Below are 17377 nucleotides of genomic sequence, written 5' to 3'. Positions count from 1 at the left end.
AGCGATAAAAAACGCCCATTAATGTTGGAAATTTAATGCTGGCAATCAGCTGCGAAATTTCTCGCGGTAGGCGCCGGGGGCGAGGCCGGTCCATTTTTTAAATGCGCGATTGAAAGCACTGGGTTCAGAAAAGCCGAGTCGTTCGGCGATTTCTGCCACTGCGGTTTCCTGCTGCTTTAGCTGGTACACGGCCATATCACGGCGTACAGAGTCTTTGATGTCCTGCCAGCTGTTGCCCTCGTCTTTTAGGCGCCGGCGCAGCGTTTGTGGGGAGGTGAACAGGCGTGCAGCCACATCGTCGAGGGAGAGATTCTCAATACTGTTCTGTTGTTGCAGCATACGGCGTATACGACCGGTAAAGCTGTGGTCAGATTTATATTGGGTGAGCAGGCACTCCGGTGCTCTGGATAAAAAGTCTGCCAGTTGCTGCTCATCCCGCACCAGCGGCATTTGTAAATAGCGGGTATTAAAAACCAGGCAGGTTTCAGCCTGGTTGAAGTAATGCCGGCACGGGAACATATCGCAGTAGTCCTCATTGTAATCCGGTGGCGGGAAGGCCAATAACACCCGTTCGAGCAAAATGGTGCGATCGATCAGCCAACTGAAAAAGCGCAGCCAGATAACGGCAATGGACTCTACGAAAATCTGATTAGGCAATTGTTTTTCGTTGCTGTGATGAATGATCAGCCTGGCCTCTTCGCCATCCTCTACCAGTTTGATATGCAGGTCGTCGCTGACCATGCTGATAAAGCGTGCTGAGCGCAATAGAGCTCGCCGCAGGTTGGGGCAGCTGATGCAGGCGTGGCCCATCATGGCAAAAGTACCCGGTAGCCAGGGGCGGGCTAAAAACCCGCCTGACTCATCATTCAATAAATCCCACTCAAGGCGCAGTAGACTGGCCATCTGCTCACGGCCGATGCGGCTGTCGGAATCTTCAAGATGGGCGGGATCTATCCCGCTGTCCCGCAGCAACTGTTGGCAATCCAGCCCCGCTGCCTGGGCGCCCACCAGCTGGGCGCGAACTACTGCGGCGAGGATACCTGGGTCCGCATCGCGGAGTTTGGGAGTCTCGCTTTCCACTGTCTCAGCCCTCAACGTGATCTTGTTTGCTGGATGTAATTTTTACGTGCAAGCAGAGATTATGCGCAAAGCGAGCGTGAAAGTCAGGTTTATCCCCAGCGGGTGTAAGAAAAGGGCAACTCTGGCGAGCTGCACGGTAAAGGAGCGCTAATGAAAACTGTAGCTATTGCAGCTTTTTCCACGAAGTTAGACGTATGTTCATTGATTTATCGCCACCACTTATCAGATAGAGTGTAAGTGGTCGTAGCAGTATCACTTTTCTTCGCTCTTTGCGTGAGGAGCAAGTCCTCCAGTATTTGACTATGTTTTTCTCCAGGCATAGGGAGTATAAATGGTCCAATAAACCCAATGATCAGCTTTTGGATAAAGCGTCTCGTAGGGTAGCTATAAATTAGACTGAAAAGTCAGATAAGATAAGAATAACCTAAACATGCCAATGAGGGAGTGGCCCGATGCCGTCAGCATCCGTCGAAAGCCAGCTGAATCCGACTATTTGTCGGCGTATGTTGATCGCCTATCTGATTGAACAGATTCCCCGCCCCAACAATCCAGCCCTGGAAGAGGCTACCGGGTGGCCGCGACGCACGGTTCAGGACATTATTGCCAAGGGGTTACCAGGCCACGGCACACAGGTGGAGTTTATTCAGGAGGGGGTGCGCCATAATGATGGCTATTACCGGCTTCACGACTGGGGCTCATTCGACCGCAATTGGGTAAAAAGCAACTTATCGGTGATCTGTCGGGTGCTGGGAGTCAGCATCGAATAGCCTTTTCTTCGCGGATACTCACCAATAAAGCATCTTATTTATTCTGAAAACCAGCTGACCGGAATTAGCACAAACACGTATGCACAATTGAAAAGTTGCGCCGACCAGTGGCCGGCGACGAAATCCAATTATTTGTTAATTGAGCAGATTGGCGGTGCAGTGAGATATTGTGTCGGAATTACTGCGGTTTTTGGTTATGTCCCTGTTGCAGTATTTTATTGACCTTTTCCAGTAGGGCAGGATTAGATTTAATACTGCTGGCAATTTCCTGATATTTACTCTTTGATAACCCTGCCTTTTCAATAGCTGCGACCATCTTGCCCTGCGCTTCCTTGTTGAGGGCTTCAGCCTCTTTGATATCTGCAGCGGCCTTGAGCTTGGGGGCATACTCCCGGCTCAACATCACGATTGAGCGATAGGCATCAGCAAACTGCTTGAGCTGGGGTTCACTGAAGGAGACTTTTGGGGCCTCGGCCTGTGAAGTTGCTGTCTGGGCGGTCGCAAAGGGCACTGTGAGCAACAAGGCGAAAAGAGCGAGATATTTAAAAGGGAATTTCATTGGGCACTCCTGAAAGTTGGGGGGCGCTTTTGCTTCTACAGAGCAATACCCAGTCACACTGCTCAAATGCCTGGGTGTTGCTGCGGAATCCATCGGTAATTGAAAGCGTTGGCAATCAACTCTGAGACATTAGTTTCAGGGTAGTCAGTTTCAGAGCGGCTGTGGCGCCATTCCCCGCCACCGCAGCAATTTTTATCGGCGGTGGCTCAGGGCTAAAACAGGCCGAGGAACTTCCTGCGTTTTGGCAGAGACTGCTCACAGCTGTTGAGTTGTTGCTGGTAGCGCTGCGCTTTTGCAGAAACCTTGTGGGAAACCTTCTTGAGCCAGGCTTTATTTTTAAAACTACGCCGATTAAAGCCGCCGTGCCCCTCGTGGTAAGCCAGGTAGAGGTGGTAAGCGTCGCGAGTGCGGATTTGGCAGCGGCGCGCACTGGTATTGTTATACCAGCCAACAAAATCGATAGCGTCGCCAAAATCATCTCGATCGGCGCCATAGTTAAAGCTGGAACGTTGATATCCGCGCCAAGTGTTGCCGAGTGCCTGGGCGTAGCCATAGGCATCCGAGGGCCGAGGACCGGGAATAAAGCCGAGGATCTTGGTGCGCGGGGGGCGTGCATCATGCACAAAGCGCGACTCTTGGTGCAGAATGGCCATCATAACAGCCACAGGTGATCCCCATTTCTCCTCGGCAGCCTTGGCTTCCCGGTACCAGCTCTTCTTCTCACGAAAAATAGAGCAGATATTATCGAGGTTGCTCGGCGGGCTTGTGGCACAGCCCGCGCTCAGTGTCACGGCACCCAACAGAGCCGCCAGCAGTTTCTTATTCTTGTTTCCCATAATGTCTCTAGATTATCCAGCGGTGATGGTTTTCACTCCAGAGCTGGTGCCGAGCAGCAGCACATCCGCTGGGCGCTTGGCAAAGATTCCGTTAGTGACAACGCCAGTGATATTGTTGATAGCGTCTTCCAGGTCCTTGGGTTGCTCAATCTTCAAGTTATACACATCCAAGATGGCATTGCCATTATCGGTAATCACACCCTGGCGATAGACAGGGTCTCCCCCCAGCTTTACCAGCTCGCGGGCTACCAGCGAACGGGCCATGGGAATGACTTCCACCGGCAGGGGAAAGTCGCCCAAAGTCTCTACCCACTTACTGTCATCGGCAATACAAACAAATTCCTCAGCACAGGCGGCGACAATTTTCTCGCGGGTCAGGGCCGCACCGCCACCTTTGATCAGCTCCAGGGCGGGATTAGTCTCATCGGCACCATCCACATAAAACTGCATGCCATCCACGCTATTCAGTTCATAGACTGGAATACCGTGGGCCTTGAGTCTCTGTGCGGAAGCTTCAGAGCTGGCGACGGTGCCGTCAAATTGGCCTTTGATCTCTGCCAGGTAGTCGATAAAGAAATTGGCTGTGGAGCCGGTGCCGACGCCGACGATGGAATCGGCCTCCAGGCGCGGGGAGATATAGTCGATGGCGGCGCGAGCAGTAGCCTGCTTCAGTTCATCCTGGGTCATACGCTGGATAGTTTCCTGTGCAATTATTTCTGCTTTATCTATTTCTTTCGATAAAAAAAAGCGCAATAAATCTAAAAAAATGGCAATTATGCTGATCAAGGCTTAGACTGGCCTGCCGGTGTTGCGCTTGCGGCGGCTCCATGACCGCCCACTCCTGCTACTACGCTTGCCTGAGTCGCGCACAGAAATTAACCGCAACGGCAGTTGATACACGCCATGCCCAAGTCCTATATCAAGCGCATTTTAGACGCGCGCATTTACGATGTCGCCATTGAGACGCCTTTGGAGCCAATGCGCCAGTTGTCCCACCGTCTGGGCAACCGAATTTTGCTCAAGCGGGAAGACCTGCAGCCGGTTTTTTCCTTCAAGATTCGAGGCGCCTATAACAAGTTACTGCAACTGCCCCCGGAGCAACGTGCGCGCGGAGTAATTGCCGCCTCTGCGGGAAATCATGCCCAGGGGTTGGCAATGGGTGCCGCACAATTGGGGGTGCGCGCGACTATTGTGATGCCAAAGACCACCCCGCAAATTAAGGTCAGCGCCGTTCGTATGCGCGGTGCTGAGGTGGTGCTGTACGGGGATACTTTTGATGAGGCGGCCGGCCGTGCCCGCCAGCTGGTGCATGAACGCGACTTGGTATTTGTACATCCTTATGACGATCCGGATGTGATCGCCGGACAGGGCACCGTAGCCATGGAGTTATTGCGCCAGCATTCGGGTAATCTCGAGGCGGTTTTTATCCCGGTAGGCGGCGGCGGGCTTGCTGCGGGCATGGCGGCTTACATTAAATATGTGAGGCCGGAGACTCGTGTCTATGCCGTGGAGCCAGAGGAGGCGGCTTGTCTTAAAGCGGCCCTGAAGAGTGGTGAGCGTGTCCGCTTGCCGCAGGTAGGGTTGTTTGCCGATGGCGTTGCGGTGGCACAAATTGGCGAGGAGACCTTCCGTGTGTTGCGCGAAACAGTGGATGATGTGATCACGGTGAGTACCGATGAAATTTGCGCGGCGATCAAGGATATTTTTGAAGACACTCGCTCAATTGCCGAACCGGCCGGGGCAGTAGGCTTGGCCGGCTTAAAAAAATATGCAGAGCAGAGTGGTGGCCGCAATGTGGCTCTGGCGACGGTGTGTAGTGGCGCCAATATTAATTTTGACCGGCTGCGTTATATCAGTGAGCGCACAGAAATTGGTGAGAAACGCGAAGCGGTGCTGGCCGTGCGTATTGAAGAGCGACCGGGCAGCTACCTGCGCTTTTGTCGCGATCTTGGGGACCGTGCTATCACCGAGTTTAATTACCGTTATGCAGGTGATGGTGAGGCGCATATTTTTGTCGGCTTGCAGGTTTCTGCCGGCAGCGACCGCAGCCAGTTGGTAGAAGAGTTGGAGCGCAAAGGTTATAGCGTGACAGATCTCACCGATAATGAAATGGCCAAACTACATATCCGCCATTTAGTCGGTGGGAGAGTTCCGGGCTTGTGCCACGAGGTGGTCTACCGCTTTGAGTTTCCGGAGCGCCCCGGTGCGCTGCGGAAATTTCTCGAGCAATTAGCGGGCCGTTGGAATATCACCCTGTTTCACTACCGCAATCACGGTGCCGCTTACGGCCGGGTTCTGGCGGGTATGCAGGTTGAGCCCTCTGAGCGCGAGGAGTTATTGGATCTGTTGGAGCAACTGCAGTTTCCCTTTTGGGATGAAACTGAAAATCCCGCTTACAGCTTCTTTCTGGGTAGCTGATCCCAATTTGGGGGCATGGCGAGAAAGGTATCTCTTCACTTTCTTTTTGAGTAGACCAGGGTTTAAGTTTTGTCGAACCCCCTTGAGCAAAAATGCGACAAAAAACGCAGAAATTATTCAATAAACGGTTACTATTCCGACGATTGTTCAGTATCTTCTTTTGTCGTGGAACTTTTGCTATGGCTTAGGTCATAAGCGGGGTGAAACGCATATAACAAAAAAATTGATCGTACAGGATGGTCCCAATGAAAGCCGATGCGCTGACAATCGCCGTGGTTGTCTTTGTCGCGGGCGTTCTGCTGAGTACTAGTGGTTTGACCGAGGTATTTGCCTCGGAAAAAGAACCGCCTGCTGCTCTGCAAGAGGGAGTGGTTACCCGTTAGGCTGATGCCGGGGGGGCGCTCTGCCCAAGCACAACAAAAAAGGCCGGATACCTATGGTGTCCGGCCTTTTTTGTTTGTGCTTTTGCGCCTAGCTAGTTTTTTATAGGCCGTTGAGTGCTCAAAAACTTTGGCATTATGTGATGTTTGTCAGAGAGTTGCTGCTCACGAATTACCGGCAACGATAGATACGCTTCTCTGTCACCACCATATCGAGAGGAATATCCCAGTTATCCGTTGGCAGCTGATCCACACATTGCAATTGGTGGGCGGCGCCAATTAGCAGTGGCCCACTACCGGGCAGCAGTTGTTTGTGTTCAAAGGTACGATCATAAAAACCCGCGCCCATCCCCAGACGGGCGCCATTAGGATCGAACGCCACCAGTGGTACCAGCACTAGGTCTAATATGCCTGCGGCTCGGCTGGGGCTTCGCACTGGCTCAGGAATATCGAAACGGTTTCGAAAAGGTAGCGGGCTGCCATTCCACTGCTTGAAGCCCAGGTGTGGGTGTGGTTCCACTGGTAGTATTGGCAGGTAGAAGCGCTTCTTGGGAAAGCGTTGCAATAGAGGGCGAACATCTAACTCACCATCCATTGGCCAGTAAATACCAATATGGAGGGCGCGCTTCATCTGCGGAATTCGGTTCAGCAAAGTGATGGCAGAGCGGCCATGCAGACGCTGTTGGTAGGCACTAAGCTGCCTCCGCCCCGCGCGCATACGCCGTCGCAGCTGCGTTTTATTTTCGCTCATGAATTGGGGGAGTATAGAAAAAGAAATGGCAACCCCGAGTGTGCGGCTGTAGACGGAGCCTTGAACCGTAAGGTTCAAGGTGGCAGTCTCCGGGGTACATAAGGCTTTCCGCTGCATGGCGGACCTGCACACCAGCACCCGCTGGAAACCACCAGGGTAAGATTATCGGCTCAAGGACATAGTCTGCTGGCCAACACCCCAGGGTATGTACTAATTATAACTTGTTGAAAGGGGGGCTGTTAACCGCAAATTGGGATGTTTTGCGGCACTGCTGGCAAAGTTATGACTGGGCCTCGCTTTCTGGGTCGGTATCCCCCAGGGCGTTTTGCATCTTATTTTGAAGCCGTTCCAGGATTTCTTTCTGCAGGGGAATACTGCTTAATTCCGCTTTCGCTTGGATAAGTTCGTGGGCAATATTGAGCGCGGCCATCACGGCAATACGCTCTACGCCAATAACGGTGCCGGTGGTTCGGATTCGAGACATGCGCTCATTAAGTAATTGAGCGGAAGCCTGTAGTCCCGCACGCTCGCCGTCGGCACAGGCAACGCGGTACTCTTTGCCGAGAATGGAAACGGTGACGGTTTCAGAAGTTAATGCAGAGTCTGCCATCAGGATTCTTGCGTAAGCCCTTTGAGACGATTAATCATGGCTTCAACCCGCGAACGGGCGGCCTCATTATTTTTAATTAAGCGCTGGCGTTCGCGCAGCCAGTCGGCTTCCTGCCGGCGCAGTTCACGATTGTCATTTGCCAGCTGTTGGCAGCGGGCGATCAGTGAATCCACGGTGCTTTCTAACGCTTGCAGCTTATCCATATTTCCTGCGTTTGAGGTCTACGTCTGAGTTCGCAACACGACAGACTGCGAGGGATTCCGCTACTATATTGCCGGCGAAATGGTGGGTCAATCGCTCCACCTGCGTGGACAATCACAAAATTGTCCTTAGAACCCCGATTCTCATGCCTGCTGCTGCCACCGCAGCGCATCGAATCCATCCCGATTAAGAAAAACTGTGCGGTAATCATGACTTCAGAAAACAACCGATTTGAGCAGCTCGCCAATGCCATTCTCTCCGCGGGTGGTCAGGTGGACCCGAGTGAGTTACACGGCTTTACCTGTGGCGTGTTGGCTGCTGGCGCCGAACCGGATAAAAAACGCTGGCAAAAAGAACTGGCGGAGTTGCTCGACCTTGAGGCGGTACCCGCAGATCTGGATCGGGACTTATTGCAATTGGCGGAGGAAAGCCGCAAGCAGCTGGGTGGATCGGATTTCTCTTTTCAGCTGCTCCTCTGCGACGATGAAGATATTGTCAGCCGCACTCTGGCCCTGGGGCACTGGTGTGAGGGTTTTTTACACGGGTTTGGCATCGGTGGAGCAGAAGTAAAGATGCAGCCCACCAGTGAAGAGGCGCTCAAAGATATTGGAGCTATCTCCCAAGTGGATGCCGATCACGTTGAAGAGAGTGAAGAAGCTGAACAGCAATTAATTGAGTTGCAGGAGTATGTGCGGGTTGCGGTGCTCAACATATTTACCGAAGTGCGCGGCAGCCACTCCGGCAGCGGCCCCACCGTCCACTGATGAGCGGCAGCGAAAGCGCAAAAGATCCGCTGATTAGCGGGTCGGAATATGCCCTGCGACGCGCCCGGCTTATGGCGGGGTTGGCCCCGGATAGCCTGGCGATTATCTCATCGGCTGGGGAACAGCTGCGCTCCCGCGATACCTACTTTCCTTTTCGACAGGACAGCGACTTTCTCTACTTAACCGGATTCGATGAGCCGGAATCATTACTGGTGCTTCTACCCGGCCGCAGTCAGGGAGACACGTTGCTGTTTTGTCGCGAGCGCGATAAAGAAAAGGAACTTTGGGATGGGCCACGTCTGGGACCAGAACGCGCAGTAGCTCAATTTGGTCTTTCGGATGCTTTTCCCATCGGCGACCTCGACGATATTCTGCCCGGATTAATGGAAGGGCGAGAGCGTATTTACTTCCCTATGGGGCGCTATGCCCATTTGGATCGACGGCTGCGCGCTTATCTACAGGTGATACAGGAGGCGCCCTCCAGCAAGGGAGTGCCGGAAATGCTCGACCTGGATTATCAGTTGCGTGAGCTGCGCCTGCTCAAGAGCGAACGAGAATTGGATTTGATGGCCCGTGCAGGGGAAATTAGCGCTGCTGCACATCACTGCGCCATGCTGCGCTGCCAGCCGGGACTTTACGAATACCAGTTGGAGGCGGCTCTCTTACATAGCTTTATGGATGCTGGTGCCCGGGAAACTGCCTACCCGACAATAGTCGGCAGCGGTCGCAATGCCCTGATTATGCACTATTGCAGCAATAAGGCACGGATGCGCGATGGCGACTTGGTATTGGTCGATGCGGGTTGTGAATACCGGGGGTACGTCGCCGATATTACCCGAACCTATCCGGTCAATGGCCGTTTTAGTGATGCGCAAAAAGCAGTGTATGAAATCGTCTTGGCGGCGCAGGCGGCAGCAATGGAGCAGGTTTGTGTCGGCAACCACTGGGATCAGCCTCATGGTGCCAGTGTTGAGGTAATCACACGCGGCTTGCTGGACTTGGGGCTGTTGCAAGGAGACTTTCGTGAACTGATAGATTCGGGTGCCTATCAGCGTTTTTATATGCACCGTGTTGGGCACTGGTTGGGTATGGATGTCCACGATGTGGGCGACTATCGGGTACAGGGCGCTTGGCGGCAATTGGAAGCGGGCATGGTGATGACTATAGAGCCCGGTATTTATATTCCGGCAAACGATGATCGCATACCTCTGGAATTTCGCGGTATGGGGATTCGTATTGAAGACGATGTCGCGCTCACTGCCGAAGGTGTGAGGGTTTTGTCTGAGGGTGCTCCAAAAGCCGTGGCAGACATTGAGTACACCATGCGCCATGGGCGGGATTTACTGACCCGCTAATTTAATTTGAGATTTTATTATTCAGTGGGCAGAGCTATTCAGACCACTGGGTAAGGGGAGGTTTCCATGAGTGAGCCGCTAGAGCGGGTAGATGTGGCCATTGTTGGTGGTGGTATGGCCGGCGCCAGTCTGGCACTGATGCTGGCACATTTCTGTCCTCACCTCAGCGTCCAGTTATTGGAGCAGAGGTCTCTGCACAATGCCTCAGCTAGTGTGCAATTGCCCAGCTTTGATACCCGCGCCACAGCGATTGCTGCCGGCAGTCTGCAGCTGTTTGAGCAGCTGGGTCTCTGGCCGGCACTGCGGGAGTACAGTGCTCCAATCAAACGTATCCAGGTGAGTGATCGCGGCCATGCCTTTGGCGCGGCCCTCTCTGCAGGCGCACAGAAGCAGGCCAGTTTTGCTGGAATGCTGGGAGCAGTCATCGAAAATGCGGCGCTGGGGCCCATCCTGCACAATGCTCTAAATGACACTGCGGTCAGGCTTATCTCCCCAGCTCGGGTAACTTCGGTGCAGATGGATAATGAGGGCGCTAACTTGCGTTGGACAGCCGTGGATGGCGGTTCGGAACATGTAATGAAATGTGACCTGTTGGTTGTTGCTGACGGTGTCGATTCACCGCTGTGCAAGCAGCTGGGCATGGAAATTGACACAGTAAAGTACCAACAGAGGGCGTTGGTCACTACTGTTGCTCTACAACGGGATCACGATGGCGTTGCCTATGAGCGCTTCACTGCATCCGGCCCCATGGCGCTGTTGCCTCTACCTCGTCGTGAGGGAGTACACCGCGCCGCTGTGGTTTGGGCCTGTGCCGAAGAGGAGGCCGATGTAGTTTGTGCGCTGCCAGAGCAGCAGCGCTTGCAGCGCTTGCAACAGCAATTTGGGTGGCGAGCCGGTCGATTTATCAGAGCTGGGGCCCTACAAGGGTATCCTCTCAGTCTTTCTTTGGCTCGTGAACAGTGGCGTCGTAACCTGGTTTTGTTGGGTAATTGTGCCCACTTCTTGCACCCGGTGGCGGGTCAGGGGTTTAACCTGACCCTGCGCGATTGTTATGCCCTGGCCCAGTCACTGGTGCGGTCGCAAGTGCAGAGTGGCTCAGTGGGGCAGCTGGAGTGGCTGGCGGCCTATGGGGAAAACCGAAGGCTCGACCAGCAGTTAACCGTAGGTTTCAGTGACCGAATCCCGGCATTGTTTTCCTCGGCTAACCCTTTCCAGCAAGTAGTACGCCAACTGGGGATGCTTGGCCTTACACTGGTACCGCCACTGCGGCAGCAGTTTGCCGGGCAGGCGGCAGGATTTGGGCTTTAACCCCAAGCCAAAATGGCGGGATTTCAAGCGTTGCACCGCGATGGGCGCTAAATTTGGCACAACAGTGGAATTGGCTAGATATGAATAGACACCGTTTGGACTTTGCCATTGTCGGCGCGGGAATGGTGGGTATGGCTCAGGCGGCGCTGCTCGCTGTGCGCCACCCAAATATGCGCTTGGCACTGTTGGAGGCTTCTCCAGAGACCACTGTGCAGCAATCCGATAGCTACGAGCCGAGGGTTGTGGCGCTTACCCAGGCGTCACGTGAGTTGCTCGAAGAGGTTGGAGCCTGGGAGGATATCTCCGCGCAACGGGCCTGCCCCTACGTGGAGATGCGCGTTTGGGATGCTGATGGTACTGGTTCGGTGCGCTTTAACAGCCGCGATGTGCAATTGCCCAATCTGGGACATATCGTCGAGAACAATATTATCGTCGCCGCTTTACGCGCGCGGCTAGAGGCCCTGCCCAATGTTGAGCTGGTTAACAGCTTCCGCTTGGAGAGCTGGTGGCGCGACTGTGGACTCTGGCATTTACAGCCGCGGGGCGAGCAGTCTGATGATGGGGTCGAAGGTTTGCGCGAGCAGGCTGAGATAGTGCAAACACGCCTGCTGATCGGCGCTGATGGGGCTCGTTCCAAGGTCCGTGATTTATTGCGCATCCGCTGCCAGGAAACCGATTACCACCAGACCGCTCTGGTCTGTGTAGCCCGCTGTGAGAAGTCCCACCGACACACCGCCTGGCAACGCTTCATGCAAAGCGGCCCTTTGGCCTTCTTGCCGATGGCCGGTCTCGGAGACGACAACCACTGTGCCGTGGTTTGGTCGGCGGATGATTCTCTCGCGCGTGAATTACTGATGCTGGATGACCAGGCGTTTGCCCTCAATCTTGAAAAGGCCATTGAGAGCCGCCTCGGTAAAGTGGAATCCGTCAGTGAGCGTTTCTCTTTCCCCCTGCGCGCGCGCCATGCAGAGCGCTACCACGGACCCGGTGCGGTGCTGGTTGGGGATGCCGCTCACAGTATTCACCCACTTGCGGGGCAGGGGGTTAACCTGGGCTTCCAAGACGTACGCGTACTCACCGATGAAATAGATCGCGCTTTGTCACGCGGCCTGGAGCCGGCACATACCTCGGTATTGGCGCGCTATGAACGCCGCCGCCGTGGAGATAATGCCTCGACATTAAAGGCCATGAGCGCCTTTAAATCCCTGTTTGGTGCTGGAGATTTGCACTGGCGCTGGCTGCGTAATACCGGCTTGAGTATGGTGGACGCCAGTCCCATGCTAAAGAAGCGTATTATCCTGCGGGCTATGGCGGTTTAAATCGGATCTGTCTTAAATTACCCATCGGCCAGACCAAAGCTGGCCGATGGGTATATCAATAAAACCGTTAGAGCAGCCTGCCTGCCAGCTGATAATTTACCTCCGTAGCACAAGCCGGAATTAAGGGTTTCCCGAATTGAGTCAGTGGATTTTTGTTTACAGTTTCCCCCTCTCCAAGGATCTTGGTGCGCTGGCGCGGTTTATCCAGCGCCACCAGTTACCTTTGCGTATCACCGAGGAAAAAAATCAGCAGTTACTACTCTGCCCTGATGCTAGTTTGGCAGAAATGCTTAAGCCTCTACTGCAGCGTTGGGATTCTGGTGAGCTGGATCTCGATCAGGTACAAATGCAGAGGGCAGAGGAGCGAGAGTCTGGCAGTGAAGGGGGGCAAACCTCTGCGGCTGAAACTGACAGCCAGCTTGGAAATACAGGGGATAATCCCGGTAAAAAACACAGTGATGCGGTCTCTGTCCTGCCAAGTTTTCCGTTGGACAGGACTCCACTCAGCCTTTTATTAATTGCGCTGTGTTTTTTCGGCTGGTTTTTACAGGTTAATAATTTATCCAGTGGCTTATTAATTTACCCCGATCCAAATGCTGCGGACTCTTTTTCACAATCCTCACTGGCCTGGCATTTGGAGCGGGGGCAATGGTGGAGAATATTCACACCAGCAGTTGTGCACTTCTCCCTACCCCATGCACTGTTTAATGCCCTGGGAATCTGGATTCTGGGCAGGCCAATAGAGGCCCGTGGTGGCAGTATTTTATTTGTTGTATTGGTGCTACTCGGCGCCGCCGCCTCCAATCTGGCCCAGTATTTTTGGCAGCCTGGGATTCGTTTTGGAGGTATGTCTGGCGTCGTTTATGCCTTGGTCGGTTTCGCCTTGGTTTTACAGCGTTTTCAGCCTCTGTGGCGGGATATACCTGCAGGAATTCTCACTGTAGCCCTGGTGTGGCTGTTATTGTGCGCTCTGGGTGTTGTGACTCTATTAACTGGAGTTGGGATAGCTAACGCCGCTCATATCGGTGGGTTACTCAGTGGCTTAATAATTGCTCTTGTGTACAGCGCATTAGGAGGTCCGCGACGATTTGCCTCCGCGTAGAGAGTTTAAATATAGCGAGATGATAATCCATTATCGCGTAGTGCGATCTCTTATGGTTATCGAAATGTCTTATAAGGATCGTTAATGTTTATCTGAATTCAGGCTCAGGATGGAAAAATTAACAAAAAGTACCCAATCTTTGTTCCAATGAATTGGTCTGATTCAGCCTTTATTTCCTTATTGATTGAGACGAGCTGAGTGGCCTGAGAGCTGGTTGGAATAGTGGGCCAGTGGATAATTGCGTACTCTATCCTCCCCAGGGTGCGTTTGACATAAAAGGCATAAAATATCTCTCTGTATTGTTACTCAGCATTAGGCATGGACTGTTAATGTTGAGATTAAGAGTCGGTATTTTCTCTCTCGCCGCCTTGCCCTAAGCGTTCCCCATATACCTCCGAAAATATCAATAAATCCAGGAAGGAACTCTTATGAGATGTATTTTCGTACTGATATCCTCGCTTTTACTAACAATGGCTGCTGGAGCTAAAGAGGCTCAGCGCTTGTCAGCCGAAGTGCTTTGGAAAATAAAGCGCGTGGGCACTCCAGTGATTTCTCCCTCTGGTGATCAGGTAGTAGCCCCTGTGACAACTTTTGATCTTGAACAGGATAAGGGGGAAACCCGCTTGTGGTTGCTCTCTACTGATGGTGATATCCAAAGGCCATTAACGGCTGTTGGGCTCAGTGTTTCGGAGCCGGTATTTTCCCCAGATGGTAAACATTTGGCTTTTATTGGCAAACGAAGTGATGACGATATCAAGCAAATTTTGATATTGCCTATGGCTGCTCCCGGAGAGGCGGTGCGTTTGAGTGAGGTACCGACTGGTGTCTCATCGATAAAGTGGGTGGGGGACCACCTTTATTTTATCTCGCGTATTTGGCCGGATAAAGCGCCGGAAGAAATGGCTGGCCGAGTTAAGGAAGAAAAAGAGAAAAAGGTGTCTGCCTATGTCTGGAATGCATTGCCTTTTTCTTTTTGGGATAACTGGATAGATGAGCAGCGGCAGGCGCATGTATTCAGAATCCCAGCCAAAGGCGGTGCGGTAGAAAATCTCACTTTGAGGACGGGTTTAAAGCTTCCCAACTGGATCCAGGGGGCAGAAAGTTATGACGTATCGCCCGACGAGTCACACCTCGCTATTGTGGCCGATTCCAAGAAAAGTGGTACTCGCCCAGACTTCGATGTGTTTCTGCTGGAGCCCGGTTCCCCTAAAGCCAGAAATTTGACCTTGGCCAATGAGGCGCCAGACTTCAATCCAAAGTTTTCACCGGATGGCCGTTTGTTAGCCTTTAATCGCCAGCTGATATCGGGTTTTTATGGTGATACGCGCCGCCTGGTGGTACACAGGTTGCGCTCTAGGCAGAACACTGTTTTACATGAGGAATGGGATAGATCCACGGATGGTATGGTTTGGGCACCCAGTGGGGGTGGTCTCTATGCCGCAGTCGACGACCAGGGCACTCGGCGAATTTACTATCTGCCCGTCGGTAATGGCGACCCAAGAGTAATCACCGATTCGACCGACTTTAGTAATTTGTCTGTTGCCAGTGATGGCACTCTGGTAGGTATTAACCAGAGCTTTCTCTATCCGCCAAGGGTGGTCAGTATTGATGCAAGAAATGGGGGAGTGGAGCGGCTGGATAGCTTTAATGATGATTTATTTGCCAATGTCGATCTGGGAACTTACGAGTCGGTGACATTTACCGGAGCGGAAGGTGCCGATATACAGATGTGGGTGCATTATCCACCGGGCTTTGATCGTAATCAGAAGTATCCATTAATGCTGTTACTCCACGGTGGGCCACACAATGCCGTCACCGATACCTTTCATTTTCGCTGGAATGCGCAAACCTTTGCCTCTTGGGGCTATGTTACCGCCTGGTTTAATTTCCATGGCTCCTCCGGGTTTGGTCAGGCATTTGCAGATTCCATCAATCCAGACTGGCTCAGTCGGCCGTATACCGACACCATCGCTGCAGCCGATTGGTTTAAATCGCAGAGTTGGATAGACAAGGATCAATTAGTGGCAGCGGGAGGCAGTTACGGTGGCTATTTGGCGAGTATTCTATTGGGTCGCGAACATCCATTTAATGCCCTGGTAATTCATGCTCCGGTGTATAACCTCTACTCCATGCTGGCAGCAGATTATTCGGTACACGGGGTTCGCTTTGGCGAATATTGGCAGAGCCCGGAGATTTACCCCTCAATTTCACCGCATACTTATGCGGCTCAATTCAAGACGCCGAGCTTGGTTATTCACGGTCAAAACGATCTGAGAGTGCCGGTTGGCCAATCCTTCGAGTTGTTTCGCACTTTGCAAGAGCGCGGTGTTGAATCGCGCCTGATTTACTATCCCGATGAAAACCATTGGGTACTAAAACCGAATAATTCGTTGCACTGGTACGGACAGGTGCGTGAGTGGGTTGAGCGCTTTGCCGCACCTAATAGAGGCACCGAAGCCTCTGCCAGTGTAACGAAGTAAAGCTCGTTGGCAACTAGAGAGAGTTGGCTTTCTCTCCACTTGGTTTGTCCTGGAGCCTCTGTCGGTAGCGGCATGAGGCTCCAGGTATACGCAATAAGTCCTGGATAAAACGCTTTTCTAGCCAATACCTTACTCTCAAGGGAAAATTGGCCGGTTAAATTCATTTTTATTGCGGCTTTGATGCTTTCTGGGCTTGTTGTGTCACGGACAGTGCGCAAGAATTCAGCTCTAATTCTGCTGTAACCAGGGATATATGTTTCTCTTAATTACCTATATTTTTATCGCTCTCGGCTTTTCCTTTTTGTGCTCGATTGCCGAGTCGGTCATTCTCAGCGTCACCACGCCCTATGTGAGACTTCTTGAGAGGGAAGGGCACAAAGCGGGGCCTCTGTTGCGCAAGCTGAAAGGGGATATCAATGCGCCCCTGGCCGCGATCCTTACCCTGAATACCATTGCCCACACTGCTGGTGCCGCTGGTGCTGGTGCCCAGGCTGCAGCGGTTTTTGGCAACCAGTATCTGGGTATTGCCTCCGCAATCCTCACCTTGTTGATTCTGGTGTTCTCCGAAATTATCCCTAAAACCCTAGGGGCGGTTTACTGGCGTCAGCTGGCTCCATTTACTGCCTACGCGTTGCGCGGACTGGTGTGGTTGCTCTACCCCTTTGTGAAAATGTCCGAGTGGCTCACACGGGGCTTATCGCACGGACCCACCCTTACGGGCTTCAGCCGCGATGAGTTTGCGATTATGGCGGAGATCGGGGAGGCCGAGGGCCAGCTGGAGCAGCGTGAGTCCAGTATTCTGCGCAACCTGTTTTTTACCCTGCGCGACCATTCTGTACGCGAGGTGATGACGCCGCGCACTGTGGTATTTTCCCTGCCCGAGGACGCCACTCTGGCTGAGGTCTACGAGGAGGTGGAAAGGGGGCGCTTCTCCCGTATCCCGGTATATGAAAACCGCGATCAGGACTGTGTGGTGGGGTTTGTACTTAAACAGGAACTACTGCTCGCCTATGCCAAGGGTGAGGGCGAACGTAAATTGTCCGAGTTCCGCCGCGAAATGTTGATGCTACCGGAAACCGCCACTATATATCAGGCCTTCCAGAAAATGCTGTCGCGCCGGGTGCAGATCAGTGCGGTATTGGATGAATACGGCAGCCTGGAAGGGGTGGTTACCCTTGAAGATCTTCTCGAGACTCTGCTCGGTGAAGAGATTGTCGATGAAGCGGATAAAACTCCGGATCGCCAGGAGCTGGCCAAGCGTCTGTGGCGCTGGCGCTCAAAGAGACACGGTCTCAAGGTGGACGAATCTGCGCAGCAGGAGCAGGATACTGAGGAGGCTGGTGAAGGTCGTGATGGCCGAGAGGGGCGCGATAGCTAATTTCTACACCTGATAGCTTGTGCTTTCCCTGCCGGTGGCCCCGACGGAATCTTTGACGGCCTCCGGCGG

At 53.0% G+C, this 17377-nt stretch carries 17 protein-coding genes and 1 other RNA gene; 10 read left to right on the top strand and 8 right to left on the bottom strand.

Features of this window, described 5'->3' with window-relative positions:
- Nucleotides 1-45: 45 nt before the first annotated feature.
- Complete coding sequence (locus ACJJIJ_RS16255) at nt 46-1080, bottom strand: AraC family transcriptional regulator (RefSeq protein ID WP_444887405.1); 1035 nt, start codon at nt 1078-1080, stop codon at nt 46-48.
- 452 nt (nt 1081-1532) lie between these two features.
- On the opposite strand from ACJJIJ_RS16255, the gene ACJJIJ_RS16250 reads away from it, so the two are divergent.
- Nucleotides 1533-1847 carry a helix-turn-helix domain-containing protein gene (locus ACJJIJ_RS16250; RefSeq protein WP_444883000.1) on the top strand — a complete coding sequence of 105 codons (315 nt, stop codon included), beginning with the start codon at nt 1533-1535 and terminating at the stop codon, nt 1845-1847.
- A 178-nt stretch (nt 1848-2025) separates the two neighbouring features.
- Here the strand turns inward: ACJJIJ_RS16250 and ACJJIJ_RS16245 are convergent, their stop codons facing one another.
- The 3 genes from ACJJIJ_RS16245 to rpiA all read right to left on the bottom strand — a co-directional run bounded on the left by ACJJIJ_RS16245 (nt 2026) and on the right by rpiA (nt 3929).
- Nucleotides 2026-2406 (bottom strand): DUF4168 domain-containing protein, encoded by a 381-nt coding sequence (locus ACJJIJ_RS16245; RefSeq protein ID WP_252083599.1) that lies wholly within the window; start codon nt 2404-2406, stop codon nt 2026-2028.
- 212 nt (nt 2407-2618) lie between these two features.
- On the bottom strand, nt 2619-3242 hold the full coding sequence (locus ACJJIJ_RS16240; protein ID WP_252083598.1) for a transglycosylase SLT domain-containing protein: 624 nt from the start codon (nt 3240-3242) through the stop codon (nt 2619-2621).
- A 12-nt stretch (nt 3243-3254) separates the two neighbouring features.
- Nucleotides 3255-3929, bottom strand: a complete 675-nt coding sequence (gene rpiA / locus ACJJIJ_RS16235) for a ribose-5-phosphate isomerase RpiA (protein WP_252083597.1) — start codon at nt 3927-3929, stop codon at nt 3255-3257.
- 216 nt (nt 3930-4145) lie between these two features.
- On the opposite strand from rpiA, the gene ilvA reads away from it, so the two are divergent.
- Both ilvA and ACJJIJ_RS16225 read left to right on the top strand, forming a co-directional pair.
- A complete protein-coding gene (gene ilvA / locus ACJJIJ_RS16230; protein ID WP_444937902.1) occupies nt 4146-5660 on the top strand; it encodes a threonine ammonia-lyase, biosynthetic in 1515 nt (504 codons plus the stop codon).
- A gap of 245 nt (nt 5661-5905) precedes the next feature.
- Complete coding sequence (locus ACJJIJ_RS16225) at nt 5906-6043, top strand: hypothetical protein (RefSeq protein ID WP_252083595.1); 138 nt, start codon at nt 5906-5908, stop codon at nt 6041-6043.
- A 169-nt stretch (nt 6044-6212) separates the two neighbouring features.
- Here ACJJIJ_RS16225 and ACJJIJ_RS16220 read toward each other — a convergent pair whose 3' ends face one another.
- From ACJJIJ_RS16220 to ACJJIJ_RS16205, 4 genes are all read right to left on the bottom strand, one after another.
- Nucleotides 6213-6791, bottom strand: coding sequence for a 5-formyltetrahydrofolate cyclo-ligase (locus ACJJIJ_RS16220; RefSeq protein ID WP_444882996.1), 579 nt, complete (start codon nt 6789-6791; stop codon nt 6213-6215).
- Between the two features lie 27 nt (nt 6792-6818).
- A non-coding RNA gene (ssrS, locus tag ACJJIJ_RS16215) (6S RNA) lies at nt 6819-6999 on the bottom strand.
- A 72-nt stretch (nt 7000-7071) separates the two neighbouring features.
- The gene (locus ACJJIJ_RS16210; RefSeq protein WP_252083593.1) at nt 7072-7401 is read right to left on the bottom strand and encodes a cell division protein ZapA; all 330 of its coding nucleotides are present in this window, start codon (nt 7399-7401) and stop codon (nt 7072-7074) included.
- On the bottom strand, nt 7401-7604 hold the full coding sequence (locus ACJJIJ_RS16205) for a TIGR02449 family protein (protein WP_152455364.1): 204 nt from the start codon (nt 7602-7604) through the stop codon (nt 7401-7403). Before ACJJIJ_RS16205 ends, ACJJIJ_RS16210 begins: the two co-directional genes overlap by 1 nt.
- A 120-nt stretch (nt 7605-7724) precedes the next feature.
- Here ACJJIJ_RS16205 and ACJJIJ_RS16200 point away from each other — a divergent pair, with 120 nt between their 5' ends.
- The 7 genes from ACJJIJ_RS16200 (at nt 7725) to ACJJIJ_RS16170 (ending at nt 17308) form a co-directional block, all read left to right on the top strand.
- Nucleotides 7725-8366: a UPF0149 family protein gene (locus ACJJIJ_RS16200; RefSeq protein ID WP_444882995.1), complete on the top strand. Its 642-nt coding sequence runs from the start codon at nt 7725-7727 to the stop codon at nt 8364-8366.
- Nucleotides 8366-9721, top strand: coding sequence for an aminopeptidase P N-terminal domain-containing protein (locus ACJJIJ_RS16195; protein ID WP_444937901.1), 1356 nt, complete (start codon nt 8366-8368; stop codon nt 9719-9721). Before ACJJIJ_RS16200 ends, ACJJIJ_RS16195 begins: the two co-directional genes overlap by 1 nt.
- A gap of 66 nt (nt 9722-9787) precedes the next feature.
- A complete protein-coding gene (ubiH, locus tag ACJJIJ_RS16190; protein WP_444937900.1) occupies nt 9788-11029 on the top strand; it encodes a 2-octaprenyl-6-methoxyphenyl hydroxylase in 1242 nt (413 codons plus the stop codon).
- An 80-nt stretch (nt 11030-11109) separates the two neighbouring features.
- Entirely contained in the window at nt 11110-12348 is a 1239-nt protein-coding gene (locus ACJJIJ_RS16185; protein ID WP_252083590.1) for a UbiH/UbiF/VisC/COQ6 family ubiquinone biosynthesis hydroxylase, read from the top strand.
- Nucleotides 12349-12484: 136 nt separating this feature from the next.
- Nucleotides 12485-13450: a rhomboid family intramembrane serine protease gene (locus ACJJIJ_RS16180; protein ID WP_252083589.1), complete on the top strand. Its 966-nt coding sequence runs from the start codon at nt 12485-12487 to the stop codon at nt 13448-13450.
- Nucleotides 13451-13878: 428 nt separating this feature from the next.
- Nucleotides 13879-15930: a S9 family peptidase gene (locus ACJJIJ_RS16175; RefSeq protein ID WP_252083588.1), complete on the top strand. Its 2052-nt coding sequence runs from the start codon at nt 13879-13881 to the stop codon at nt 15928-15930.
- Between the two features lie 253 nt (nt 15931-16183).
- Nucleotides 16184-17308: a CNNM domain-containing protein gene (locus ACJJIJ_RS16170; protein ID WP_252083587.1), complete on the top strand. Its 1125-nt coding sequence runs from the start codon at nt 16184-16186 to the stop codon at nt 17306-17308.
- The last annotated feature ends 69 nt before the right edge of the window (nt 17309-17377 follow it).

The sequence above is a fragment of the Microbulbifer mixtoriginis (SeqCode) genome (genome assembly GCF_052467945.1).
Note: the sequence above shows the minus strand (reverse complement) of the source record. Positions and strands in the feature narration are given on the sequence as shown.